General features: G+C 36.4%; 24 protein-coding genes. 3 read left to right on the top strand and 21 right to left on the bottom strand.

Annotated elements, in window-relative coordinates; translation table 11 throughout:
- The first annotated feature begins 27 nt into the window (after positions 1 to 27).
- Both zwf and I586_RS17025 read left to right on the top strand, forming a co-directional pair.
- Positions 28 to 1,545 carry a glucose-6-phosphate dehydrogenase gene (zwf, locus tag I586_RS16800; RefSeq protein WP_010764053.1) on the top strand — a complete coding sequence of 506 codons (1,518 nt, stop codon included), beginning with the start codon at positions 28 to 30 and terminating at the stop codon, positions 1,543 to 1,545.
- A 16-nt stretch (positions 1,546 to 1,561) separates the two neighbouring features.
- A complete protein-coding gene (locus tag I586_RS17025; RefSeq protein ID WP_016249985.1) occupies positions 1,562 to 3,532 on the top strand; it encodes a GH25 family lysozyme in 1,971 nt (656 codons plus the stop codon).
- 91 nt (positions 3,533 to 3,623) lie between these two features.
- On the opposite strand, the gene ileS is transcribed toward I586_RS17025, so the two are convergent.
- The 17 genes from ileS to I586_RS16710 all read right to left on the bottom strand — a co-directional run bounded on the left by ileS (position 3,624) and on the right by I586_RS16710 (position 22,136).
- On the bottom strand, positions 3,624 to 6,413 hold the full coding sequence (gene ileS, locus I586_RS16790) for an isoleucine--tRNA ligase (RefSeq protein WP_010764050.1): 2,790 nt from the start codon (positions 6,411 to 6,413) through the stop codon (positions 3,624 to 3,626).
- A gap of 781 nt (positions 6,414 to 7,194) precedes the next feature.
- The gene (locus I586_RS16785) at positions 7,195 to 7,908 is read right to left on the bottom strand and encodes a DivIVA domain-containing protein (RefSeq protein WP_010764049.1); all 714 of its coding nucleotides are present in this window, start codon (positions 7,906 to 7,908) and stop codon (positions 7,195 to 7,197) included.
- Between the two features lie 19 nt (positions 7,909 to 7,927).
- Positions 7,928 to 8,710: a YlmH family RNA-binding protein gene (locus I586_RS16780; protein WP_010764048.1), complete on the bottom strand. Its 783-nt coding sequence runs from the start codon at positions 8,708 to 8,710 to the stop codon at positions 7,928 to 7,930.
- A 22-nt stretch (positions 8,711 to 8,732) separates the two neighbouring features.
- Complete coding sequence (locus I586_RS16775) at positions 8,733 to 9,005, bottom strand: YggT family protein (RefSeq protein ID WP_010764047.1); 273 nt, start codon at positions 9,003 to 9,005, stop codon at positions 8,733 to 8,735.
- Positions 9,006 to 9,015: 10 nt separating this feature from the next.
- The gene (locus I586_RS16770; RefSeq protein WP_010764046.1) at positions 9,016 to 9,621 is read right to left on the bottom strand and encodes a cell division protein SepF; all 606 of its coding nucleotides are present in this window, start codon (positions 9,619 to 9,621) and stop codon (positions 9,016 to 9,018) included.
- Between the two features lie 13 nt (positions 9,622 to 9,634).
- Complete coding sequence (locus I586_RS16765; RefSeq protein ID WP_010764045.1) at positions 9,635 to 10,312, bottom strand: YggS family pyridoxal phosphate-dependent enzyme; 678 nt, start codon at positions 10,310 to 10,312, stop codon at positions 9,635 to 9,637.
- Between the two features lie 15 nt (positions 10,313 to 10,327).
- Positions 10,328 to 11,584 (bottom strand): cell division protein FtsZ, encoded by a 1,257-nt coding sequence (ftsZ, locus tag I586_RS16760; RefSeq protein ID WP_010764044.1) that lies wholly within the window; start codon positions 11,582 to 11,584, stop codon positions 10,328 to 10,330.
- Positions 11,585 to 11,610: 26 nt separating this feature from the next.
- On the bottom strand, positions 11,611 to 12,933 hold the full coding sequence (ftsA, locus tag I586_RS16755; protein ID WP_010764043.1) for a cell division protein FtsA: 1,323 nt from the start codon (positions 12,931 to 12,933) through the stop codon (positions 11,611 to 11,613).
- 162 nt (positions 12,934 to 13,095) lie between these two features.
- On the bottom strand, positions 13,096 to 14,145 hold the full coding sequence (locus I586_RS16750; protein ID WP_010764042.1) for a cell division protein FtsQ/DivIB: 1,050 nt from the start codon (positions 14,143 to 14,145) through the stop codon (positions 13,096 to 13,098).
- Positions 14,146 to 14,151: 6 nt separating this feature from the next.
- A complete protein-coding gene (murG, locus tag I586_RS16745) occupies positions 14,152 to 15,243 on the bottom strand; it encodes an undecaprenyldiphospho-muramoylpentapeptide beta-N-acetylglucosaminyltransferase (RefSeq protein ID WP_010764041.1) in 1,092 nt (363 codons plus the stop codon).
- A 7-nt stretch (positions 15,244 to 15,250) separates the two neighbouring features.
- Positions 15,251 to 16,621 carry a UDP-N-acetylmuramoyl-L-alanine--D-glutamate ligase gene (gene murD, locus I586_RS16740; protein ID WP_010764040.1) on the bottom strand — a complete coding sequence of 457 codons (1,371 nt, stop codon included), beginning with the start codon at positions 16,619 to 16,621 and terminating at the stop codon, positions 15,251 to 15,253.
- Positions 16,622 to 16,776: 155 nt separating this feature from the next.
- The gene (gene mraY, locus I586_RS16735; RefSeq protein WP_010764039.1) at positions 16,777 to 17,742 is read right to left on the bottom strand and encodes a phospho-N-acetylmuramoyl-pentapeptide-transferase; all 966 of its coding nucleotides are present in this window, start codon (positions 17,740 to 17,742) and stop codon (positions 16,777 to 16,779) included.
- A 45-nt stretch (positions 17,743 to 17,787) separates the two neighbouring features.
- On the bottom strand, positions 17,788 to 19,659 hold the full coding sequence (locus I586_RS16730) for a peptidoglycan D,D-transpeptidase FtsI family protein (RefSeq protein WP_010764038.1): 1,872 nt from the start codon (positions 19,657 to 19,659) through the stop codon (positions 17,788 to 17,790).
- Positions 19,660 to 20,061, bottom strand: coding sequence for a cell division protein FtsL (gene ftsL, locus I586_RS16725; protein ID WP_010764037.1), 402 nt, complete (start codon positions 20,059 to 20,061; stop codon positions 19,660 to 19,662).
- A gap of 16 nt (positions 20,062 to 20,077) precedes the next feature.
- Positions 20,078 to 21,037, bottom strand: coding sequence for a 16S rRNA (cytosine(1402)-N(4))-methyltransferase RsmH (rsmH, locus tag I586_RS16720; protein ID WP_010764036.1), 960 nt, complete (start codon positions 21,035 to 21,037; stop codon positions 20,078 to 20,080).
- Positions 21,038 to 21,050: 13 nt separating this feature from the next.
- Complete coding sequence (gene mraZ, locus I586_RS16715; protein ID WP_010764035.1) at positions 21,051 to 21,482, bottom strand: division/cell wall cluster transcriptional repressor MraZ; 432 nt, start codon at positions 21,480 to 21,482, stop codon at positions 21,051 to 21,053.
- 282 nt (positions 21,483 to 21,764) lie between these two features.
- Entirely contained in the window at positions 21,765 to 22,136 is a 372-nt protein-coding gene (locus I586_RS16710; protein WP_010764034.1) for a DUF3397 domain-containing protein, read from the bottom strand.
- Positions 22,137 to 22,320: 184 nt separating this feature from the next.
- Here I586_RS16710 and I586_RS16705 point away from each other — a divergent pair, with 184 nt between their 5' ends.
- Positions 22,321 to 23,277 carry a magnesium transporter CorA family protein gene (locus I586_RS16705; RefSeq protein ID WP_010764033.1) on the top strand — a complete coding sequence of 319 codons (957 nt, stop codon included), beginning with the start codon at positions 22,321 to 22,323 and terminating at the stop codon, positions 23,275 to 23,277.
- A gap of 31 nt (positions 23,278 to 23,308) precedes the next feature.
- On the opposite strand, the gene I586_RS17595 is transcribed toward I586_RS16705, so the two are convergent.
- The 4 genes from I586_RS17595 to I586_RS16685 form a co-directional block, all read right to left on the bottom strand.
- On the bottom strand, positions 23,309 to 23,506 hold the full coding sequence (locus I586_RS17595; protein ID WP_010764032.1) for a hypothetical protein: 198 nt from the start codon (positions 23,504 to 23,506) through the stop codon (positions 23,309 to 23,311).
- A gap of 41 nt (positions 23,507 to 23,547) precedes the next feature.
- Positions 23,548 to 25,239 carry a DNA repair protein RecN gene (recN, locus tag I586_RS16695; RefSeq protein ID WP_010764031.1) on the bottom strand — a complete coding sequence of 564 codons (1,692 nt, stop codon included), beginning with the start codon at positions 25,237 to 25,239 and terminating at the stop codon, positions 23,548 to 23,550.
- Positions 25,240 to 25,256: 17 nt separating this feature from the next.
- A complete protein-coding gene (locus I586_RS16690; protein ID WP_010764030.1) occupies positions 25,257 to 25,706 on the bottom strand; it encodes an arginine repressor in 450 nt (149 codons plus the stop codon).
- A gap of 240 nt (positions 25,707 to 25,946) precedes the next feature.
- Positions 25,947 to 26,762 (bottom strand): TlyA family RNA methyltransferase, encoded by an 816-nt coding sequence (locus I586_RS16685; protein ID WP_010764029.1) that lies wholly within the window; start codon positions 26,760 to 26,762, stop codon positions 25,947 to 25,949.
- Between the last annotated feature and the right edge of the window lie 13 nt (positions 26,763 to 26,775).

Here is a 26,775-nt window from a genome sequence, read left to right as displayed (position 1 = left end):
CCACCATTAAGAAAGCGGGGAACTAATATGAACGAAAAAATAGCTCTATTTACTATATTTGGCGGCACTGGTGATTTAGCAAAGAGAAAACTTTATCCTTCTTTATTCCGTTTGTATCGTAAAGGAATCTTGGCAAATCATTTTGCAGTGATCGGTACTGCTAGAAGAGACTGGTCTGATGATCATTATCGCGAAATCGTCCGTGAAACAATCAAAGAACTAAACCCGACGACAGAAGAAGCAGAAGAATTTTCAAGTCATTTTTATTATCAATCTCACAACGTCAATGACTCTGAGCATTATGACACTTTGAAAAAATTATCAGATAGTTTAAACACTAAATATGAATTAGGGGGTAATCATATTTATTACTTGGCGATGGCTCCACAATTTTTTGGAACGATCGTTCAACACTTAAAATCACAAGAAATATTAACAGAAAATGGGTTTGATCGTTTAGTGATCGAAAAACCATTTGGTTCTGACTATGACTCTGCTTATCAATTAAATGAAGAAATTCGTGCTGTTTTTCCTGAAAAAGATATTTTTAGAATCGATCATTATTTAGGAAAAGAAATGATCCAAAACATATCTGCCATTCGTTTTGCTAATAATATTTTTGAATCTCAATGGAATAATCGCTATATTGATAACGTTCAGATTACCTTTGCAGAAAGTCTAGGTGTTGAAGATCGTGGCGGCTATTACGATCATAGTGGCGCATTAAAAGATATGGTTCAAAATCATATTCTACAAGTTGTCGCATTATTGGCAATGGAACCACCCGTTGCCTTTTCAGAAGCTGAGATTCGTGCAGAAAAAGTAAAAGCGTTACAAGCGATTCGTCTTTATTCAGAAAAAGAAGCCTTAGAAAATTTTGTTCGTGGACAATATGGTCAAGGAAAATTAGATGAACAACAATTTGTTAGCTACCGTGAAGAACCCAATGTCGATGAACAATCGCAAACAGAAACCTTTGTTGCTGGTAAATTTTTAATCGATAACTTCCGTTGGTCTGGCGTTCCATTTTATATCCGTACAGGAAAACGTCTAACTGAAAAAGGAACACGTATCAATATCGTTTTCAAACAAGTACCGGTCAATGTCTTCAAAGATGATATCGACAAATGTGGGGAAAAAACAGATTTACCACCAAATGTCTTAACCATTTATATTCAACCAACTGAAGGTTTCTCAATGACTCTAAATGGAAAAGAAATCGGACAAGGCTTTACAACGACTCCTGTAAAATTAGACTACCGCCATAGTGCTGAAACAACAGGAAATAGTCCAGAAGCTTACGAAAAACTATTATTAGATAGCTTAAATGGTGATGGCACAAACTTCTCTCACTGGGACGAAGTGGCACAATCTTGGCGTATTGTTGATATTATCCGTCATGCTTGGGATAAAACTTCTGTGGATTTTCCAAATTACGAAGCAGGATCAATGGGTCCTGACGCTGCTTTTGATTTGTTGAACCAAGATGGCTTCACATGGGATTGGCAGCCTGATGTTTGGTATCGTGAACGCGGAAAACTTTAATATAACGGGGGAAATAATGAAAAAAATAAATTGCAATCTCGCAATGCTGTGTGCTTTCACAATGTTGATGCTTAGTATGAATTTACCAGCATACGCGGAGGATTCTTCAAGCGTAGATAGTTCGGTTTCAAGTAAGATGGACTCGACTCAATCTACAACAGAACCAAGTTCTAGTGTAGTCGATTCAATTGAGCAAAGTACTGACACAAGCCTTTCAGATACAACAGAGGTTGAGTCCGAAAGCTCAACAACTCAAAGCTCAGTAAGTGAAGCGGTCGAAGCAGTTCAAGCAGACGAAACGATATACTTTGATGATTACGCGCTACCATCTGGACGCTCAGATTCAACGCCTACAGCACGAAGCAGTAATCTTCTTCGCAGCTCTATGGATATCGTTTATGCAGGTGAAGCGAATAGACCTAAATCACATTTTATTGATATATCGTCTCATAACAGTTCAATATCTGTTGCTAATTTTAAAAAGATGAAAAATTATGGTATTAAAGGTGTCGTTATCAAACTAACAGAAGGCGACTATTATACTAATCCTTTTGCCCAAGAACAGATAAAAAATGCTACAGCGGCTGGATTAAAAGTATCGGCTTATCATTATGCGCAATACACAACGAGTAGCGGTGCTACAAAAGAAGCGAACTACTTTGCTTCACTTGCTACTCGATTCAAATTGCCAAAATCTACCATTATGGTTATTGATATTGAAGAAGGCAAAATGCTAAACTCTTCCTTAACACCGAATACTACAGCTTTTGTCAACGCACTAAAATCAAAGGGATTTTCTAATCCTATGTATTATATGAATCGATCTTATGCAACAAGTGGTTATTTTTCTGTGAGTAAGTTTGGGGCTAAAAAGATGTGGGTTGCTCAATATCCCTATACACCGACTGCCGCTATGAAATGGAATAATGAATACTCAGCTTGGCAATGGTCTTCTCAATACTATATCCCAGGAATTGCCCATCCTTTTGATATTTCCATGGACTATTCTGGCTATCTCGAAAACGGTGCACAGGGGCGCTGGCTTAGTGAGAATCAATATGTGACGATCACTAAAAAGAACTACTCCGTTTGGTCAAACTTTAATTTTAACTCAACTACAAACTCTACAACAAATATTTATAATAAGACATTTAAAGTAAACGGAAAATATAAACATATGAATGGCGAGACGTATTATTCTCTTTATGATAACAAGGGAAACTGGAAAGGTTACTTGAACGCCGCTGCAACAACAAAAGCTCCTGGGCCTCAAGGAATTTGGCTGAGTGAAAATAAATACGTCACTCTTACAAAAAAAGGACAAACACTTTGGGGCGATATCAACAAGTTCTCCAGTAAAAAAGGCAACACTACTACTCTTTATCAAAAAACATTCCAAGTGAAAGGGAAATACCATCATGTTTCTGGTGCTATTTATTACTCCCTTTATGACAATAAAGGGACTTGGAAAGGCTATATAAATGCTGCTGGTGTTACTAGTGCACAGGGGCCACAAGGTGCTTGGATGAGTGAAAATAAATACGTCACTCTTACAAAAAAAGGACAAACACTTTGGGGCGATATCAACAAGTTCTCCAGTAAAAAAGGCAACACTACTACTCTTTATCAAAAAACGTTCCAAGTGAAAGGGAAATACCATCATGTTTCTGGTGCCATTTATTACTCCCTTTATGACAATAAAGGGACTTGGAAAGGCTATATAAATGCCGCTGGTGTTACTAGTGCAAAGGGTCCGCAAGGTGCTTGGCTAAAAATCAATAAACCCGTTACCATAGAACGAAAAGGGTACACAATATGGGCTAATATCGATACATTCTCTCATAAAAAAGGCAATACGACTGGTATCTACAAAAAGAAATATCAAGCTCAAGGACAATACCATCACTTTTCAGGTGCGACCTATTATTCACTTTATGATAAAAACGGAACTTGGAAAGGTTACTTGAATTCAAATGCTACAAAATAATAATTGAAGTCGACCTTTTAAAACCTATTCAACAATAAAAAAGAGTATTAAACAAAATTGTTTAATACTCTTTTTATTTATTGTATCACGCTTAGTCTTCAAATCCTTCTGCAACAGCTTCTGGATAATTTTCTTCAACGATTGTTGCACAACGGCCACATAAATGAGGTAATTTCTCATTTTCCCCAACATCTGTACGTACTGCTCTACAACGATCACAAGTTTCACCTGCTGCTTTTTCCACAAGGATCGACATATCAGCAAATGTTTCAGCATTTTCTGGAACTTTTGCTGTTTTGTCTGCTACGGCAAAATCAGAAACAATCAATAATTGAGCAATATCCGCATCCACAGCTGTTAATAACTCATGGATTTGTTTGTTAGGATAAATCGTTACTTTTGCTTCTAATGATTTACCGATCAATTTAGAATTACGTGCTTCTTCTAACGCTTTTAGAACATTATCTCTAAAGTCCATAAATGCAGCCCAAGTATCTAGTAATTCTTCCTGATTAGCAAACGTAACGTATCCTGGGAACTCCGCTAACTGAACAAACTCTTCCTCTTCTTTTAAGAAGCTCCAAATTTCTTCAGAAGTATGCGGAATAATTGGTGTTAATAGTTTTGTTAATGAAACAGCAATTTGATAAAATACAGTTTGCATGCAACGACGTTGGTAGTTATCTTCAGCTTCAATGTACACAACATCTTTCGCAAAATCCAAATAGAATGAAGAAAGATCAACGGTTAAGAAATTCATCACTGAACGATAAATTTGCATGAAATTATATTTTTCATATCCTTTTTCACGAATTTCTTGAATAACTTGGTTTAAACGAACCATCATATATTTATCCACTGAGCGTAACTCTTCATAAGAAACTGTGTGTTCTTTTGGTTCAAAATCGCTTGTATTTGCTAATAAGAAACGCATTGTATTACGGATTTTACGGTACACTTCAGATACTTGATTTAAGATATCCATTGAAACACGAACATCCGCTTCGTAATCTACACTACTTACCCACAGGCGTAAAATATCCGCACCCATTTGCTTGATTACTTTATCCGGTAAGATAGTGTTTCCTAGTGATTTACTCATCTTACGACCTTCACCGTCTAAAGTAAATCCTTGCGATAAAACAGCCTTATAAGGCGCTACACCATTAATGGCTACACTTGTCGTAATACTTGAGTTAAACCACCCACGGTATTGATCAGAGCCTTCTAGATACATATCAGCTGGGAAAGTCAATTCTGGGCGCTCACGTAAGACAGCTTCATGAGAAGAACCCGAATCAAACCAAACATCCATGATATCATTTTCTTTTGTGAATTCACCATTTGGAGAACCAGGATGTGTAAAACCTTCTGGTAATAATTCTTTTGCTTCACGTTTGAACCAAACATTTGATCCATGTTCTGCAAATAGATTTGCGACATGTTCGATTGTTTCTGGTGTAATGATTGCTTCACCATTTTCAGCGTAGAAAATTGGTAATGGTACGCCCCACGCACGTTGACGAGAGATAACCCAGTCACCACGATCACGAATCATATTGTAAAGACGTGTTTTCCCCCATGGAAGAATCCAATCAACTTTTTCAACTTCATCTAAGATATTTTGACGGAATTTATCGATTGATGCAAACCATTGTGGCGTTGCACGATAAATGACAGGTTTCTTTGTACGCCAGTCATGTGGATAACTATGTGTAAAGAAGTCTAATTTTAATAGTGCATCTTTCTCATCAAGCAACGCTGTAATCATTGGGTTTGCTTTATCATAGAAAATCCCTTCAAAGCCAGGTGCTTCATCCGTAAATACCCCACGATTATCCACAGGTGAAAGAACGTCTAAATCATATTTTTTCCCAACGATATAGTCATCTTCACCATGTCCTGGAGCTGTATGCACTAATCCAGTACCTGCATCCAATGTTACATGATCGCCTAGCATAACTAATGATGTACGATCATAAAATGGATGTTGTGCAGTCATATATTCCATGTCTTTTCCAGAGATTGTTTCTAAAACTTCAACCTCTTCCCAGCCAATCGCTTCTTTCACTGTGTCTAAAAGGTCTTTAGCCACTACATATTTTTTATCATATGCTTTTACAACAACATATTGATACGTTGGGTTTACTGAAATTCCTAGATTTGCAGGTAGTGTCCAAGGTGTTGTTGTCCAGATAATAAATGAAGTATCGTTATCTAAAATTCCTTTGCCATCAACGACTTTAAAGGCCACGTAAATAGATGCTGATTTAACATCTTTGTATTCAATTTCAGCTTCTGCTAATGATGACTCACTTGATGGAGACCAATAAATTGGTTTTAACCCTTTGTAGATATAGCCTTTTTCAGCCATTTTTCCAAATACACGAATTTCAGCGGCTTCATATGTTGGATCCAATGTAACATATGGATTTTCCCAATCACCTGCTACCCCTAAACGTTTGAAATCAGCACGTTGAGTATCCACTTGTGACCGTGCATATTCTTCACATTTTTCGCGGTATTCAGCCAATGTCATTTCTTTTCTTTTGATGCCTTTGTTTGTCAGTACTTGTTCAATTGGTAAACCATGTGTATCCCAACCAGGTACATATGGCGAACGGAATCCAGACATAGATTTTGAACGGATAATGATGTCTTTACTGATTTTGTTTAGTGAATGACCTAAATGGATATTTCCATTGGCATATGGAGGACCATCATGTAACACAAAGGTTGGTTTGCCTTCGTTTAATTGTTGACGTTTCTCGTAAATTTTTTGTTCTTCCCACTCTTTTTGCCATTCTACTTCACGATTTGGTAAATTCCCACGCATTGGAAAAGCTGTTTTTCCCAACTGTAAAGTTTCTTTCATTTTCATTTTTATTTCCTCACTTTCTTTTATAGCTATCAATTAATAGGATTGTACATAGATTCAATACCATCTAAACCAACCTTATATGGTATGTATATTAAGGATTTTTGTTAATGTAAAGGGAACTTCGTTCGCCAAGTACTGTTCATCATCTACTCTGGTAAACCTTATCTACTTTTCGCTTTCTTGACGTTTTAGGTTTTAGATAGGGTTTTGTGATTCACTAGTTTGGAAACTTCGCTCTCTTCGTTCGCCAAGTACTGTTCATCATCTACTCTGGTAAACCTTATCTACTTTTCGCTTTCTTGACGCTTTAGGTTTTAGATAGGGTTTTGTGATTCACTAGTTTGGAAACTTCGCTCTCTTCGTTCGCCAAGTACTGTTCATCATCTACTCTGGTAAACCTTATCTACTTTTCGTTTTCTGGATGTTTTGGAATTTAGATAGGGTTTTGTGATTCACTAGTTCGGAAACTTCGCTCTCTTCGTTCGCCAAGTACTGTTCATCATCTACTCTGGCGAAGCCAATCGTAGTGATTCACAGCAAAATAAAAAGCACCTTCATCCAAAGGGACGAAAGTACTCGTGTTACCACCCAAATTTAAAATAATTAATACACTTAATTATTTCCTCTGATAATTGGTAACGAAATCACTCGTCAAGTTTTACTGGATTCAAACTTGAGTAAAATAGAGGATCTTCTCAATACTAGGGTCTACCAAACTTTCACTATCATTGGCTCGCTTTAAGAATAGTTATTGAGTTTTCTGTTCTATTTATTTACAACATTATTTAGGATCTTTATTTAATAAATCAAGCATCGCTTTTGGATCTAATGCAGCTTGTTCAATTGTTGGTTGTTCTTCAGAACCTGTTTCTTCAACTACTTCTGAAACGACATCATCACTTTTATCAAGTTCTTCTGCAAGAACTTCTTTGATAACCGTATGAGAATCACTAACATAGCTTGAGAATGGTTTTAATAACTCATTCCATTCTTCACTTTTCACTTGTTCTAGTTGTGCTTCCAACATTAAGCTCAAACGTTGATGGAAGACACGTGTTTTCTTCTTCAAATCATCCGTTTCAGCAGCTAATTGACGTGCACGATCTGTTGCATCTGTTAAGATTTCTTTTGCTTTTTCTTCCGCAGATGTAATAAGATTACTTGAGCGTTTTTCAGCAGATGAAATCATTTCATTTGCTGTATTTTCAGCAGATGTCACAATTACTTCTGATTCTTTATTTGCACTAGTTTTTACTTTATCTGCAGTATCTTGCGCTACAATAATTGATTGATTCAATGCATCTTTCAATTCATTGAAATATTGTAGTTTTTCTTCTGCATGTTTTAATGATTTCTCAAGTTCACGAGATTTTTGAAGAGAATCTTCATAATCTTTCGTTACTTGATCTAAGAAATCATCGACATCATCTTGATTGTAGCCTCTCATTTTTGTAGAGAAGTTTTTATTTTGAATATCTAATGGAGTTAATGCCATATTCCTTCACCTCTTTGGATTATTTTCGTAGAACTCCCAGTAACAAACGAAACTTGTCCTTTTTCGTCTTCCCCTCTAACTCTTGAATTTGGATTCTTCCAAAACCTCTAATAGACACAATATCTAACAGATCTACCAAAAAATCCGGTCTTGTATTTTCTGTCCAATTCACTTTAACTTTTCCAGATTCAATCAATTGTTTTGATCTCTGTCTAGATATATTATAAACGCTAGAGATCAAATTATCTAGACGTAATGAACTAATTGTTGTCTGTTCACGTGTCCAATCATCTTTAGGAAGAATAATCTCCGTATATTTTTTTTCTTCTAGTCTTACAGATATTTTACCGATTTTTTCTACTTGTGCTACTACGAAATTTGCTATCTCTTTGGCAACAAAAACTTGCCACCTAGTTCCATCCGAAATAATATCACCAAAATATTCACGTTTGATCCCCGTATTGACCAGTGTTCCAAACACTTTGCCATGAGACAACGTAGAAAATTTTATTGGATAAACGATTTCTAGTAATTCTACTTCGAAATCTTCTTCTTTCGGTTCATAGTAATCTGGAAAAATCAAACAACGTTTTCGTTCAGCATGGCCGTATCCACCATAAAACTGAAACTCAAGATCACTGTTTTGTCGAATCAACGTTTCTAAAATATAAGCTTGTCTAGGATCTAGAAAATCAGATAAGTATGGCGCATATTGACTTTCAACTTGTTCCAACCAATTACCAACAGAATCAATAAAAGGATGCTCATCTTTTCGAAAATGTTGATACACATTTGCGTTCATAGATAGATCATCCTTTCTTTTATTAATACAAAATTGATTGTAAAATTCGACCTAGTCCACTTGCGGCTAAGTTTAATACAATGATTGCAATCATTACATTAAAACCGACCATACCTATTCTTAAATTCAACCGATCAAATAAGCTTAAATAAGGTTCACAAATTCTTGCTATCAAACGGCCGAATGTAGAATCATACGCACCTGGAAACCAAGATAATAATGCATATATGATTAAAATTCCAGAATAAATTTGAACGCCTTTATACAATAAAAATAAAAATAGAACGATAGTCATTACCTCCTAACTAAAAATCAAACATTTGTTTCTTAGCTAACGATTGTGCAGTAGCACTATCGATTTCTATACTTGGTGGTGTACAAAGAAAAATTTCATCGCCCACTCGTTGAATGTCTCCATCTAATGCATAGACAGTTCCCGTAAGAAAATCAACAATTCGTCTTGCTTGATTTTCTTCAACTAAATGAAAGTTAATCAATACAGCATCACTTGCAATGATATGTTTAGCAATATTCATTGCTTCAGAATAAACTCTTGGTTCTAGAATGGTAATTTTACCTGGTTTATTTGAGCTATGTGTATCTTGCGAACGTTTAGAATTTGAGTTATTAGAACTACGCATGGAGACAACCTTTTTCTCATTAAATGCTGTTTCCTGACGGCTTTCTTTTTTATCTTGATGCGTTTCTGTTGAACGATAACGAGCAGATGGTTTTTCGGTTAAAGGCTCAGTTGCAATCGGTCTTTGTGCCTTTGCTTGTGTTTGTCGAACCGTCTGTCTTGGTTGTTCATTAACAACTTTCTGCTCTTCATATTCATCATAATTATCATATTCATCTTCACCAGATAATCCAAAAAAGCTCGATAACGCATTTTTACTAAAAATTGACATAGATTCCCCTCCTTTACGCACCTCTGAAAATTGCTGTTCCGATTCGTACAAAAGTTGCACCTTCTTCTATAGCTATTGGGAAATCATTACTCATTCCCATGCTAAGCTCTGTACATGGTGCATATGACAGATGATGATTATTTATTGCTAATTGCAGTTTTTTTAACTTGGAAAACACTTCATGAAGCACTTGATCAGAAGCATCCAACGGAGCCATAGTCATTAAGCCTACGACCTTGATTCTATCAAATGTTGCTAATTGATGAATGAACTCAATTACTTCATCAGATTTGAACCCGTGTTTACTTTCTTCACCCGTAATATTCACCTCAACAAAACAGGAAATTTGCTTTTCTGCTCGTTTTTGGATTTCCTCAGCTAATTTTAAACTGTCCAAAGCGTGAAAATAATCTATTTCATTTATTATTGATTTTACCTTCCTACGCTGTAAATTACCAATCAAATGCCACTTTATAGATGAAAAATTTTTCAGTGCCATCTTTTTTTCAAGTAATTTATCTACTCGGTTCTCAGCCATATTCTCAATACCAAGTTCAGCAAGCTCCTCGGCAATGTGTTTTTCCACTGATTTAGTCACAGCAATCATTGTTACATCGCTGTCTGATCGTGCTACTTTTTGGCACGCTAGTTGAATCTCTTGATTTATTTTTTCTAAGTTATCAACTAGCATGATCAAAAGTCGCTCCTATCTTTTTCTGCGGAAAAATGGTGGTGTGTTTAATTCATCGTCATTGTTTTGTGATGGTTCTTCACGATGAAATGTTTCAAAATCTTTTTTCTCAACATTTTCAAATGTTGTATCTTCTACTTTAGGTCGTACGTTTTGTTCGCGACGGATATCCCAGTCACCAAAAGCACTTGTTTCTTCTTGCGGTTGTGGTTGAGATGGAGCTGGTTTTGATTGATCCATATCTAACACTGGAGCTTGTTGTACTGTTTGGATTTGAGTTGGTCTATTTTGTCGTTGTGGCTTACGATCTTTTTTTGATGGATCGATTCCTGTTGCAATAACAGTAACACGAATTTCATCGCCTAAATCTTCATTGATCGATGTACCCAAAATGATATTTACATCACCTGTTGCAGCGCTTGTTACGATATCAGAAGCATCTTGTGCTTCGAATAATGTCATATCAAGACCACCAGTGATATTTAACAATACTTGTTCTGCACCATCAATAGATGTTTCTAATAATGGAGAAGAAATCGCTTTTTTAGTTGCTTCGATCACACGGTCTTCACCGCTTGCAACTCCGATTCCCATTAAAGCAGTTCCTTGGTTTTCCATTACTGTCTTCACATCAGCGAAGTCCAAGTTAACATAACCAGGAGCTGTAATTAAATCTGAAATACCTTGTACACCTTGACGTAAAACATTATCTGCTTCACGGAATGCTTCTAGCATTGGTGTCTTTTTATCTACAACTTCTAATAGACGGTTATTTGAAATAATCAATAACGTATCAACGTTTTCTTTTAAAAGAGCAATTCCTTCAGCAGCAAAGCGTCCACGTTTTGGACCTTCAAAGCTAAATGGTCTCGTAACAACACCTACTGTTAAAGCGCCTAGTTCTTTGGCGATTTTAGCAACTACAGGAGCAGCTCCTGTACCTGTTCCACCACCCATACCAGCTGTGATAAAGATCATATCCGCACCTTGTAAGGCGTCTGAAAGAACTTGTTCACTTTCTTCTGCTGATTTTTGACCGACTTCTGGTTGAGATCCAGCACCTAAACCACGTGTATATTTAGGTCCAAGTTGGATCACTGTTTCTGCTTTTGAGTTTTTAAGAGCCTGTACATCTGTATTTGCAGCGATGAACTCAACGCCTTTGACGTTCTCGTCGATCATTCGGTTAACAGCATTGCCACCGCCGCCGCCTACACCGATAACTTTGATGACAGCGCCATTGTTAATGTTATTATCTAAAGAAAATTCCATAGTATCGTTTCCTCCTGTTTTAATTGTTAGTCAAAAATGTTCGAGAAGAAGTCTTTGATTTTACCTGTAACTTTTTCACCAGATTCATGTATTTCAGAATCGTTGTAATCATCTTGAGGTGTATCTGTATACGTATCATATTGTACTTCTTGTTGAACTGCGATTGGCTGTGTTGTTTTAATCTTTTCGCCTGGGATCGCGCCTTTGGCAATATGATAAATGTCATTCAATTGTGCAGAATATTCTACGATGCTAATCACATTTGTAAAGACTGGATTACGTAATCCCATATGATTCGGTACGTATAATTTCACACTCGCATCAAAGATTTCTTGTGCTAAGTCGACTACGCCTGGAAGGCTTGCGCCACCACCAGTTAAAATCACTCCACCAGGAAGTTCTAAAGCATCGATTTCGTCCAATACCTCTTTAGATTTTTTAAAGATTTGTTCTACTCTTGCTTCGATTACTTCTGAAAGATAACGCTCATCCACTTTTACAGGTTCTGACTTACCAATTACATCAACTGGAAACTCTTCACTGACTGATGTTCTTTCAGGATATGCATCACCATAGTTGATTTTCAAGGCTTCTGCATTATTAAACGATGTATTCAATACAATCGAAACATCTTTCGTAACAAACTCGCCACCTTCTTGATTTACATGAGTGAATTTCAATTGCTTATCATGCATCACTGAAGTTGTTGTTTGACCGCCACCCATATCGATAACGATTGTTCCAAAATCTTTTTCGCCGTCAGATAGAACTGTTTCCGTTAAGGCTAATGGCATAATCACTAATTCATTTACTGTTAAACCAGCTTTTTCAACACATTTTCTTGTATTATGGATAATTGTTTTCGGACCTGTGAAAACCACACCGAACATTTCTAAACGAACGCCAATCATTCCTCTAGGATCTTTGATCCCTTCGAATCCATCTACTGTAAATTCTTGAGGTAAGATTGCTACGATTTGGCGTTCAGGAGGAGTTGAACGAACCAGAGCTGCCGATGCAACGTTTCTTACATCTTCATCAGTGATTTCTTTTGACTCACTACTTACAGCGATCATTCCTTGGCAATTTTCCACTTCAAGTAAGTTTGCTGGTAACCCCACATTCACACTTTTAATTTGAATTCCCGCTTTTTCTTCTGCTTGTCTTACTGCTCTTTGAATCGCATTTACTGTTTTATCGATATCGACGATGATCCCTCGATTTAATCCATCAGATTTTGCGTTTCCTACGCCAATGATATTCATTTGACCTTCGATAAACTCAGCTACTACAACTTTCACTGATGTTGTACCAATATCAAGGCCTACATACATTCCTGTCTTTGCCATGAATGGGGTTCCTCCTCCTATTAATTCCAATATGTAAAACGGCAAAAAACGTCCGTTTACATATATATTTTTTTATGAATACTCACTTCTTTCAATTTTACCATAAACATAGGCTTTTTAGAAAGCAGATTCTACTATTTTATTCTTTTATTTTTCTTAAATTTATTCTACTAGCTGTGAAGATTCTTCTATGCTTTCCTCATCCTCTTCATTATTAAAGGGATATGAGAAAATTCCCACTTCCATATCAATGATTCCTGGCTTCTCCATTTGGCTTGCTACTTTCTCGTAATACGCCATTTTCTCTGCTAATTGAGAGATATTTACAATCACTTCATTCGTATCTTTCATATGAAGATTGACTAATTCTTTATTAGCTGCTGACGGAGTATAACGAATTTCTGAGATGTTTTGCTTTAAATTTTCAGGTAATTTGTTATAAGAATTCATTAAATTTTTAATGATTGACTGATCTTTAAAATTCAGAAAAATTGGCATGCCACTTACAGGTGCTTTCATTTCTTCTGGTAAAATTTTTCCATTTTCCAAAATAGGATGATACACCTTATTTACGGACTCCAAAGCAACGACTTTATATTCCTCAATTTTAATTTTAAATGAGTTGAGCCCATTTAATGAAATAGTTGCTTGTTTCACACGCGGTAACTGACGTTCGATTTTTTCTTCATAAATGGTTCTGTCTCCGAATTGTTCCCATAAGCTCTCGCCTTTTTCTAATTTAGATTGCTCAATTATTTTTTGGCTATCCACTGATTTATTTCCAGACACACTAATACTTCCTAACTTACTAAGTGGTGAAACAAAATAAAGTACAATCAATAGTGCAATCAAAAAAACTGAAACGATCAACGTTAATCGACGAAACAATAGTTTATTGCGTACTTTTTTTATTTTTGGTAAGCGGTCTGCAAAAGACTCGTAAGTTTTCTTTTGTTTTTCTTCTTCGGAATCATCCAATAATGGTTCTTCTGAGTCAGCTTCATCAACCTCAGCTGCTTCTCCCTCTGGTTCTTCATTTTCTTCAGAGACTATCGACGGATTCCATACAGGCTGATTGCCTTTAGTTTTCATATATTCCAGATTTTCTTTTTGCCACGGGGTCAAATCTTGCTCAACAAGGTGTTCAGTATCCTCATGCTGTTGACCACCTTGTCCCTCTGGATCATCTTTTTTCTTACTAATCTTCCACACCTCCTATCAAATTATCTCTTTTACCACTTTGTAAAGTCGTTCTCCAGCATCTGGTATGCCTTCTTTTTGGGAAGCCTCAGCCATTGATTGACGACGCGACTCATCTAATAAAATCGCATCAATCGTATCGACTAGATTTTGACCCGTTAACTCTTTATCCGCAATCATCTCGACTGCTCCAGATTTAACTAAACTTTCAGCATTCTTGGTTTGATGATCATTTGTCACGTATGGACTAGGAATCAAAATTGCTGGCAAGCCTAATGCTGTGAATTCTGCAATGGAAGTAGCTCCCGCTCGACCAACCATCAAATCGACAGCCGCTAAAACTTCTGCCATTTTATCAATATAAGGCTGGATACTTACATTTGTCAATTTCTTTTCGGAAAGATTTAATGTTTCTTGTAATTCTTTATAATATCGCTCTCCTGATGCATAAAGAACTTGATACTCTTTTTGCTCAAAAAGCGGCAATGCCTCACAAAATGCTTGATTGATTTTTAGGGCGCCTCGACTTCCACCAAAAATGACCACTGTCTTTTTGGCTGGATCTAAACCGTACTCTTTTAATATGTTCGTTTTTTCCACCATTACGACTTCTTGGGCTCGCGGATTTCCAGTCAAAATCACTTTATCTTTTGGAAAATACTCTGCTACATCTGGAAAACAAATCGCTACTTTTGTTGCATATTTGCTTAAAAATTTGTTTGTCATACCAGGTATACTATTTTGTTCATGTACAATTGTCGGTATTTTTAGTTGTTTAGCAGCATAGACCACTGAACCCGATACATAACCACCTGTGCCAATGACTACATCTGGTTGAAATTCTTTAATGATTTTTTTAGCTTTTCCAATACTATTCAAGAAAAGATAAACTGTTTTAAAATTTTGAGGACTAAGCGAACGTCGAAATCCTTGGATTTTTATCGTCTTAAATGGAATATTATATTTCGGTACGATCTGACTTTCTAGCCCTAACTGGGTACCTACATACATAAATTCGGTTTGAGGCTCTACTTGTTTTACATAGTTGACAAAAGCCAATGCTGGATAGATGTGTCCACCTGTTCCGCCACCTGTTATTAATATTTTCATAATTATCTCACTTTTCTATGTCTTTTAGCTGGTTCATTGCTTGGATAAACGCCTCTCCACGTAGCTCAAAATTAGGGTATTGATCCCAACTTGCACATGCAGGCGATAATAGAATAGTATCATTTTTTACGGAAAAATCATAGGCATCTTGTACAGCAGTTTGGACATTTTCTGTCAATCGTATTGTTTCAATTCCTGCTTCGACCGCTGCTTTGTGCAGTTTATCTTTTGTTTCCCCAAATAGAATAATTGCTTTGACTCCTTTTAATGAAGGAACTAATTCATCAAAACTGTTGCCTCGATCTAAACCGCCTGCTAACAGAATAAGCGAAGAATGATCAAAACCACTCAGAGCCATTTCAGTTGCAAGGATGTTCGTGGCTTTTGAATCATTATAGAATTTCCGACCTTTTATCTCGCCAACATATTGTGTGCGATGCGGAACACCTGTAAAGACCATTAGCGTTTGTCTAATTATGTCTGTTGGAACAGCTTTTAATTTGGCAACGCAAATCGCAGCCAATGCATTTTCAATATTGTGACTTCCAGGAACGCCTAGCTCCATTGTTTCCATAATGTAGTCATTTTTGTAATAGATTTTCCCACCCAACACGTAGGCGCCGTCAACTTGTTCCTTTGTTGAAAAAGGAATAATATTAGCTTTTGTTGTTTTACTTAATTCTTGCAATTCTTGCTGATTCCAATTCAAAACAATAGCATCACTTTCTTGCATATTTTCTTGAATGGCCCATTTTGCTTTTACATATTCGTCTCTCGAACCATGATAATCTAAATGCGCTTCATAAATATTTGTAATAACAGCAATTTTAGGACGAAATGTTTTGATTCCCATCAATTGAAAACTTGATAATTCCATAACAATATCATCTTCTGCGCTAGCCTCTTCTGCTACTTCACTAGCAGGGTATCCAATATTTCCAGCTAAACGTGCTGTACCTGTTTTACGATCAGCATTTAAAAGTAAGCCAATCATTGTCGTTGTAGTTGTTTTACCATTTGTTCCTGTAATTCCGATGATTGGACATTCCGCTATTTGATAAGCCAGTTCTACCTCAGTAAGAACGGGTAATGCCATACTCATTGCCTTTTCTACTAATGGGTTGGTATATGGAATACCAGGATTCTTAACAATCAACGAAAAATCTTCATCTAAAAGTTCGATTGGATGTCCACCTGTAACAACACGAATACCCAAGGTTAACAAATCTTGGGCTTCGGGATTTTGATCAAATTGTTTAAAGTCATTGACTGTCACTAATGCTCCTAGCTCATGCAATAACTTTGCAGCACTAACACCACTTTTAGCAAGTCCAAGAACAAGAACTTTTTTGTTTTCATAATCTGTAATTTTTTTCATTATAAATTCTCCTTATCTTTAGAAAAGCTGAATGAAGTGTCTAGCTCTATAGAAAGTTCAACATCTGAATTTGGAAAGTTTTAGTGCCCGTTTAAGACGTCTACTTTTCATAAGAACTACTTCTGCAAGCTAGGCAGTGTCAAGTCATTAAATACTTAAAGTACGATCCACAACGTAATAGCTGAACAAATAGCTCCTGTCAGCCAGAAAACGATGTCGATTTTCCATTCAGACCAACCACACATCTCAAAATGATGATGAATCGGTGACATTTTAAAAATACGTTTACCGAATAATTTAAATGACGTGACTTGTAGGATCACACTTGCTGTTTCACAAACGTAAACAAGTCCAATCAATAACAATGTCCATTCTTGTCGTAAGATAATAGAAATAGCTGCTAAAAGTCCGCCTAAAGCAAGTGAACCAACATCTCCCATAAAGATTTTGGCAGGTTTTCTGTTATATGGGAAGAAACCCAATAAGCCACCGATCACACTTAAACAAATGATCACAACGTCAAATTGTTGTTGTTTCCATGCAATAATCGCATACGTTCCAAATGAAATCGTTCCTAAACCGGCTACTAGACCATCGATACCATCTGTTAAATTCACAGCATTCGAAAATCCTACCAGCCAAAAAATAACGAATACGCCATAGAAAATCCCCAATGGTAATGTGACGATACCAAACAAATCTAATGTATCAGGTAAGCCTTCAGATCGATAAACAAAATAGAAAACTAAACCACCAATAATTTGGCCTATTAATTTTTGACGGGAATTTAACCCCATATTTCTTTTTTTGAACACTTTAATAAAATCATCCAAAAATCCTAATAAACCATAAAGAACTAAGATGAATAAAATAATCAGTAAAGAAGGAGTGAGTTCTTGTTTCCATAATCCCACTAATAGTGACGTGATAAAACTTGCAACTAAAAATACCAAACCACCCATCGTTGGCGTACCTGTTTTTACGTTATGCCAAGTTGGCCCATCTTCACGCGTTGTTTGTCCTTGTTTTTTCATTTGGAAATAACCGATAAACATCGGCATCACCGCCACCGTTATAGCAAAACTACATACTATGGGAATAAAAATTTGTGTCCACTCCATGATATCTCTCCTAATTATTCAACTCGTATTGGTTTACTTTTTCATTTATTTCGCCACATCTTCAGTTGTAGCTGAGTCACTATCCATCGAGTCCATTACGACTTTCATCAACGGATTAGCAATTTTCGCAAGTGCGTCTCTCGTATACGTTTGAGGTTTTTGCATTGTAAGATATAAAATATATTCTGGATTATCTGCTGGCACCATTTCCACAACAGAATATGTGTAATCTGTTAAACCAGCCATATACCCACCTTCTCCAGTGATCTGAGCTGTACCTGTTTTGGCGGCTACGTGATAGCCGGGTACTTTGTAGACATCGTACGCAATACCATAGTTAGGATCTTCTACTGTATCGATCATATATGTCCGAATATCGCTTGCTGCTTGCGGAGTTATAATGGGTTGTCCAACTTTTTCTGGTTGTGTTACTTTTTCTTCACCCGTTTTATTATCCACGATTTTACTGATATATTGTGGTTTCAACATAGAACCATCATTTGCAATGGCAGTATATGCCTGCATCATTTGAAAATTCGTAACTGAAATGGCTTGACCAAATGATGACATCGCTATATCGACCCAGTTATCTCCTGGAAGTTCCCCGGCAGATTCACCAGCTAATCCTGATTTTGTTGATTTTCCAAAACCAAACTTTTCTAAATAACTTTTCCATACTTGACCACTCGGATCCATCGCTTGTTCTAGAGTAAGCATACCTACATTACTAGACCAAGAAATAGCCTGACGAAATGTTAATGGGCCTACAACTCCAAAATCATGATCATTTACCTTTCTATCATCTAATGGATAGCCGCCTTCTGGATAAGCAAATGTCGCATTTGGATTAAATTTACCTTCTTGCATTGCTGCTGCTGAGGTAAAAAGTTTCATAGTTGACCCTGGTTCAAATCGATCTTCTACTAAAAGATTACGCCATTCTTTTATTCCTTCTTTTGTTTCAGGATTAAATGAAGGACGTTGGGACATAGCAAGTATTTCACCTGTTTTTGCTTTCATTAACATCGCTGTCATGTTTTCTGGTTTGTATTCTTCTAAAACTGGATCCATTAACGATTCTAATTGACTTTGAATCCGACTATCTATCGTTGTATAGATATCTTTCCCATCGACAGCTTTCTTTTCACTGGCAATCGTTCCAGGAAGCGGGTTGCCGTAAACATCTTTTTCATAGTCGATCTTACCATCTTGTCCTTTTAACACATCATTATAGGATTCTTCTATCCCCATTTTCCCAACTAAACCTTTTGAATCATCTTCTGCATCAACTGAATCAGTATAGCCTATAAAATGAGAAGCAAAAACTCCATTTGGGTAAATCCTAGCGGGATGTCCTTCAAAATAAAGTCCTGCAAGTTTACTTTTCTTCAAGTCCTCTTCAATTTTTTGTCTCGTTTCTAGAGTAATATTTTTGCCTCTATTCCCAAACTCAACTTGAAACTTAACTGTTCCGTCTTCATTTACGCCACCATTTAAATATTTCAGCGCTTCATCTTTGGACAACTCTGTGTTTCTATCCAAGATTTCTGCTAACGCATCAAAATCTTTTTTCTGCGCGTAAAGCTTTTTATTTTCTTCGCCTAAATACGTTTCCGACAAAATGGCATACACAGAATAGGACGTTGCATCTTCTGCAATCACTACACCGTTTCGATCCAAAATGGCTCCTCGTTTTGCTTTAACAACACTGCTTCCTTGATAAAGGTTTGCTGTCTTCTCTGGCAACGAAACGCCTGCAACTTTTCCCACAGCAACAATATAGGTTAATCTAAAGGCAAATAAAAAGAACAATCCAATACTCGTAGCAAATAAAATAATGCCTACTTTTTTACGATTGTTCATTGGATTTAAGTTCTTCTTTTTGACAAAATTCTTTATTTTATTTTTTTTGCTCATCTATTTCACTTTCCTTATATTTTCAAAGTTATCAGAAAGACCTTTGCTTTTGGCAACGTCCTTGATACGATCTGCTTTTGACAATTCATTTTTTTGTTGTTCTAATTTCAAAGCTGATTCTTCTTTGTCTTGGATTGTTGCTTGTGTTTCAGTAATTTGGTTTGTCATTTGTGTAATAGACGTACGTACTTGAATGGTGAGAATTGCTATTCCAATAATCGCTACTAACAATAGAAAGCCGATTGCCTTTTCTAAAAGTGAGATATTTCTCAACTTCCTTTTCGGAGATTGGGGTAGGTCAATATTTCTTTGAACTTTAGGTTCATTCTCTAGACCAATGACTGGTTCATCCATTTCTGGAATATCATATTGAAAATCTTCCATTTTTTTTAACTCAGCCATGTCGGTACCCCTTTCTTTATATGTTTAATTTAACTTTTTCGGCAATTCTTAACTTTGCACTTCGTGAGCGATTATTTTCAGCCAATTCAGTCTCACCTGGTAAAATCGGCTTTCTAGTGATTACTTTTAATTCTGGTTGAAACTCGTCTGGTACTACAGGTAGCCCAGGCGGGAGATCTTGCATTGTACTATATTCCTTAAACATGCTTTTTACAATCCGGTCTTCCAAAGAGTGAAAGGTGATCACACTGATTCGTCCCTTTTTGTTTAATAAAGCAATGGCTTGTTCTAATGATTCTTCTACAACGCCAAGTTCGTCATTTACCGCAATTCGAATTGCTTGAAATATTCGTTTCGCTGGATGACCGCCTTTTCGTCTAGCCGGCGCCGGTATTGCTGTTTTTATAATTTCTACTAGTTCACCAGTGGTTTCGATTGGTGCTTTTGCACGCACTCGCTCGATTTCTCTAGCGACTTGTTTAGAAAACTTTTCTTCGCCATAACGGAAAAAGATTTTTACTAATTCATGATAAGTATATTCGTTCACGACATTATACGCAGACAACTCAGCCTCTTGATCCATTCGCATATCAAGTGGTGCATCTTGGTGATAACTAAATCCACGCTCAGCTTCATCTAACTGAGGGGAAGAAACACCCAAATCGTATAAAATGCCATCAACATGATGGATATTCAAATGCATCAATTCTTCTTTTAAATATCGAAAATTCGATTTAATAAAGGTCACCATGTTTTTATCAACATATTTTTTTAAACGTTGTGCTGCAAAATCCAATGCTTTTTGGTCTTGATCAAATGCGTACAGATGACCTTGTTCGCTTAGTTGTGAGAGTAAGTACTCACTATGACCTGCTCCGCCCAATGTACAATCGACATAGATGCCGTCTTTTTTCACATTTAAGCCATCAACTGTTTCCTTTAGTAAAACAGTATAGTGTTGAAATTCCTCTGTCATAATGCTCCTCTTTCTAAAAACCAAAATCAATCATTGTTTCTGCAATTTCATCAAAATTCTCTTCAGCTTCTGTAGAAAATTCTTGCCAACGGGCTTCATCCCAAATCTCGATTCGATTTGAAACACCGATGATCACACAAGCCTTTTCCAAACTGCCATGTGTTCGAAGCGTAGACGGGATATTAATCCTGCCTTGTTTATCGATTTCACATTCAGTTGCGGCCGAATAAAAAAAGCGGACAAACGTGCGGGCATCTTTTTTGGCCAGAGGCATTTCTTTTAATTTCTCCTCTAATTGTTCCCATTCGGACATTGGATAACCAAATAAACAGCCATCCATTCCTCTAGTAACCACAAACTTCTCACCTAATTGGTCACGAAATTTAGCTGGTACAATGAGTCGGCCTTTGGCATCTATATTATGTTGAAATTCACCCATAAACATAGCCAATTTCCCCCACTTTTCCACTTGATAGAAACAGTCTACCACATCCCGCCACTTTCTACCACCAAAAACAGTGAATCTTCTTTCTTTTAATGGTTATTTAAAAAGTTTGTAATATTTCATTTTGCAGGATATTTTTTTAGAAAAGCGGTATCAATACCTATGCAATAGTTTTTTAAACAGTTTTTCTTTCTTATTTCTATGTTGGATTTCTCAGAAAAATATTACAAATAAAAATGGTGGGGCTTTGTGGAGGAATTCTCCCCACCACCTCATTTGATTTTATGAAAAATAATGAACGATATTCAATAAAATAAGTACGGCATATAAAATCAAGCTCAAAAGAAAGACTAATCGCCAAAACATTTTAAAATACCTGCCATAAAGAATCTCACCGTAATAGTATGCTTGAAAAACTGCTACGCAAATGCCCAATAACAAAACAGAAATGACCATATACGGAACAATCGATTGTCCATAACTATCTTTTGATAATTCATTTAATCCTATGAACAAAAATGGAATTGAGATATCAGGTGCTTTTACCTTAAAACGCTCTGTCAATGAGAACGTTGAAATGATAAAATTGCACGCAAATAAAACAATTACTGGAAAAACATACCAAAAAAGCATAATGACTGAAAACGACACCATTTACTAACAATTCCTTTCGTAACACGCTTTATTAACTATACTTTATTTTCTTTACACTGATGTTTCATTTCGTTTAAAAGTTCATGCCTAAATAATACTAATTTCTAAGGGCTTTGCTCCCCAAAAAACCGCCATTTCTATTATAATAGAGTGAAGTAGATTTATAATAGAACGGGGTGGCATTTTGATCAATTATTTAAAAATAGAAAATGGACAGTTTGTTCCATCCAGATTTGATACAAAAGACACAATTTGGCTTGCTGTTGAAAAGCCAACTGACGAAGAAATCGATCAGTTAGTCACAACTTATAAACTCCCTAAAGATTATATCACAGGTGTGCTGGATGATGATGAAAATTCTCGTTTTGAGGGTCTTCATCAAAACGTTTTAGAAGAACCTGCTTTAATGCTAGTTCAATACCCACACGCCACTGTCAGTCCTAGTGGCTACATGCAGCTAGACACTTTTCCATTTGCCATTATTTTAACAACAGACGGAAAAGTGATTACCGTTATCAACAACTCTGCTGATTTCTTAAAAAAAGCGTTAGGAACCCCTTTTCCTGATATTGAGTTACCGATCCAAGAAACACTTATTTTATATTTATCTTGGCATATTTCAACGTGCTACAATCGTTTTTTAAAAGAATTGATCAAAGAAACAAATAAACTCGAAGGGGAACTAAAAGTTTCCACAGAAAATAGTCAGCTCTATCAAATAATGGATATTCAAAAAAGTTTAGTTTATTTTGAATCTGCGATCAACTCTAATTTAGAAGTGCTAAATATGTTGTACAGTGCTAAAATTTTTAAAGATCCCAGAGCCCATCTACCACGACTACATGACATTCTTGTTGAAACAAAACAGGCAGCCACAACAACTAAAATCCAGTTAAAACTTGTGGATAAAATCAGTGATACGTTTTCAGCAATTGTTTCAAATAATCTGAATAACGTGATGAAAATTTTGACTTCCTTAACAATTGTCCTAACAATCCCTACAATCATTGGCGGCATTTTTGGTATGAATGTTAAATTACCCTTTGCAAATCGAGAAGATGCCTTCTTTTGGATCTTTGTTGTCACGACCGGAACATGTATTTTCGTGATACATCGGCTAAAAAAACGAAACCTTTTGTAAAATTTCTAGTTGCTGATTTGGGCAAAAGGAGTTAAACTAGAGAAAGTAAAGAATAAGGATGTGTATAATCAATGAACGATAAAAAGACAAGCACTTTTTCAAAAGTCACTAAAGTCGTTGTTTGGTTGATGCTGATTGCCATTGCTGGCTCAACAATATTGACTGCTATAATGAGTTTACGATAATCAACTAAATAAACAGCAAATGGGAAGGAACGGATGTTGAACATCCATTTCTTCCCATTTTTTTGACTCTTAAAACTCTTTCTTTTTAATTTCTTCGATCATTTCCAGCCATATTCAACAACTCTTTTGCATGTTCAGTCGTTAGTTTTGTGATTTCACTTCCTGATAACATGCGCGCAATTTCAGCAACTCGTTCCTCTTGTTTCAACCTAAGGACCTTCGTCTCTGTTCGTTCACCAATAATTTCTTTTTTAATAAAATACTGGTAGTCAGCAACTGCCGCAACTTGTGGCAAATGAGTAATACACAACACTTGTGAATTCTCAGAGATTTGATAGATTTTATCTGCTATCGCCTGTGCCACTCGTCCACTCACACCTGTATCCACTTCATCAAATACAATACTCGTGATTCCTTGAGATTTTGAAAAAATTGTTTTTAATGCTAGCATCACACGAGAAAGTTCTCCTCCAGAGGCAACTCTTACGAGAGGTTTCAATGGCTCCCCAGGATTCGTCGTAATGTAAAACTCGACCTGATCAAAACCGTCTTCATTGAATTGTTCTTCTGGTAATTCCGTAAAACGAATATCAAAGATCGTTCGTTCCATATAAAGCTCTTTGAGTTCTTTTAAAATGTTTTTTTCTAATTTTTTCGCAATTTTTTTTCGGACGTCTCGTAACTTCAGTCCATTTTCAATCACTTGATTTTTCTTTTCAACAAGTAAGGATTCCAACTCACCTGTCCGACCTTCGAGAAAATCGGCATCCGCTAACTCCTGTGAGATTTCTTGGTAATAATCAAGAATCGTTTCAATTGATTCCCCATATTTTCTTTTCAACTGACGAATCAATTCAAGTCTCATCTCTACTTCATTCAGTCGATTTTCATCCAGTTCTAAACTGTCGATATGTCGTGAAAGATCCCCACTCGCTTCTTGGAGAAGGTAATAACTGTTTTGAACAGCTTCAGATATTGCCTTATATTCTGGATCAAGCATCTCAATCGACAGCAATTCATTCATTGCATATCCAATCTTGTCTAAACTACTATCTCCATCTCCATTGACCGCTTCATAGCTCGTAGCCAAAGCATCCGCAATTTTTTGAAAATTCCCTAGCTTGTTACGTTCTTCGATCAATACCTCTTCTTCACCTAAAACAAGTTCAGCCGCGGCGATTTCATCGCTTTGAAACTGCAACATATCCATACGTTGGGCGAACTCTTTCTCATTCTTTTGTCGATTTCTAACTTTCTTTTCGATCATACGGTATTCTAAATAAATTGCTTCATATCGCTCTTTGATCTTCGCTAATTCTTTCCCACCAAAATCATCTAACATCCCTAAGTGTTTTTCACTTTGCATCAATTCTTGATGTTCATTTTGACCATGAATATCAACTAAAAATTCACCGACTTTTCGTAAATTCGCAATATTGATAATTCGTCCATTCACACGACATACGTTTTTACCAGAAGTAGAAATATCTCGTTGGATCACGATCGATTCTTCATCTGTCTCAATTCCTAATTCTTCGAGAAGGTTTACCAACTCTTGATTTTTAGGCATCGTAAAGAGACCTTCCAAGGTGCATTTTGAAGCCCCTTGGCGAATATAATCGCTCGACCCTCGACCTCCAGTCAATAGCGCCATCGCGTCGATAATAATGGATTTACCCGCGCCTGTTTCTCCAGTTAAAACGGTCATTCCCATTTGGAATTCTAATTGCAAAGACGATATGATCGCAAAATTCTTTACAGAAAGTTCTTGAAGCATTTTTATTCACCTCGATTTTATAAATATCGGAAAAATTCATTTTTTAGAAATTCAGCATCTTTTTCAGTTCTAGCGATAATCAACACACTGTCATCGTCGTTAAGTGCTGCGAAAACAATTTCTTTAAAATGCTTTTCTATTAAATTAGATGCTGCTGCAGCGTTCCCTGGTATAGTACGCAAAATAACTTGCTTTTCCATCTGGTCGACTGAAACAAAAGCATCTTTCATCAATTTCTCTAGCTTCACAGATGTATCTTCTTTTGTTTCGGCTGGGATACTGTATCGATATCCGCCATCTATAGACGGTACTTTAATTAGCTTCATCTCTTTGATATCACGAGAGATCGTTGCTTGTGTCACTTCGATACCTTTTTCTTGGAGATAGGTTACAAAGTCTTCTTGTTTTTGAATATTTTTATCAGCTAATAAACGAGTAATCAAGCGATGCCGATCTTTTTTCCTCATAACTATTCTCTCCTTTTCTTAGTAAGTTTATTCTTTCGTCCATTGTCTATTTCTCAGTCCTATTTTATTGAGTATACGCACTTACTTTTCGATTTATGTCCATTTTATCATAGCGTATTTTTATTCATTTTGAAAGTATAAAAAATAAGACTAGATCAAAACGCCCAACGCTTTCTCTCAGTCTTATCATCTATTATTTTATTCAATAAAAAAATGTCTCTTCTCTACGGCTTTCTTTGATCAGCCTTTTAGCGTTTTATGAGCAGCTTCAACCACTGATGAAATCTCCGCTGAAAGCTCTCTCTCTTGCTCTTCTTCTTTCGACGTCAAATAAGCTAAAAACTCGATGTTTCCTTCTCCGCCAGTGATAGGTGAATAATCTAATCCACTGACTGCATACCCATGTTCTTGTGCAAACGAAAGAATATCATTTAAAACCAATTCATGTGTCGCAGGCTCTCGAACAATTCCCTTTTTACCAACTAATTCTTTCCCTGCTTCAAATTGAGGTTTGATCAATGCAACCACTTTTCCACCTGGTTTCAAAATCTTATGCAATGGTGGTAAAATCAATTTCAACGAAATAAATGAAACATCAATCGTTGCAATATCAGGTGCACCTTCATGAAAGTCTTCTGGTGTGCTATATCGAAAATTCGTACGTTCCATTACAACAACGCGTTCATCTTGGCGAATTTTCCAAGCCAATTGATTGTAGCCAACATCTAGTGCATAGCTTAATCGAGCACCATTTTGCAACGCTACATCTGTAAAACCACCTGTTGAAGCACCAATATCCAACATTGTTTTATCTGTCACATCTATTTCAAATACATCTAACGCTTTTTCTAATTTCAAACCACCGCGGGAAACATACTGTAATGTTTGGCCTTTCACTTGAAGAGGTGTCTCTACTGATATTTTCTCACCGGGTTTATCTAATCGCTCGTTTTTATCGTTATAAACCAGCCCTGCCATTACTGCACGTTTGGCCTTTTCTCTTGTTTCAAATAATCCTTGAGTAAACGCTAAAATATCTATGCGCTCTTTTTTCATAAGTGCCTTCTTT

This window comes from Enterococcus moraviensis ATCC BAA-383 (genome assembly GCF_000407445.1).
In the GTDB taxonomy this organism is placed as follows: Bacteria; Bacillota; Bacilli; order Lactobacillales; family Enterococcaceae; genus Enterococcus_L; species Enterococcus_L moraviensis.
This window is presented reverse-complemented; position numbering and strand designations above follow the sequence as displayed.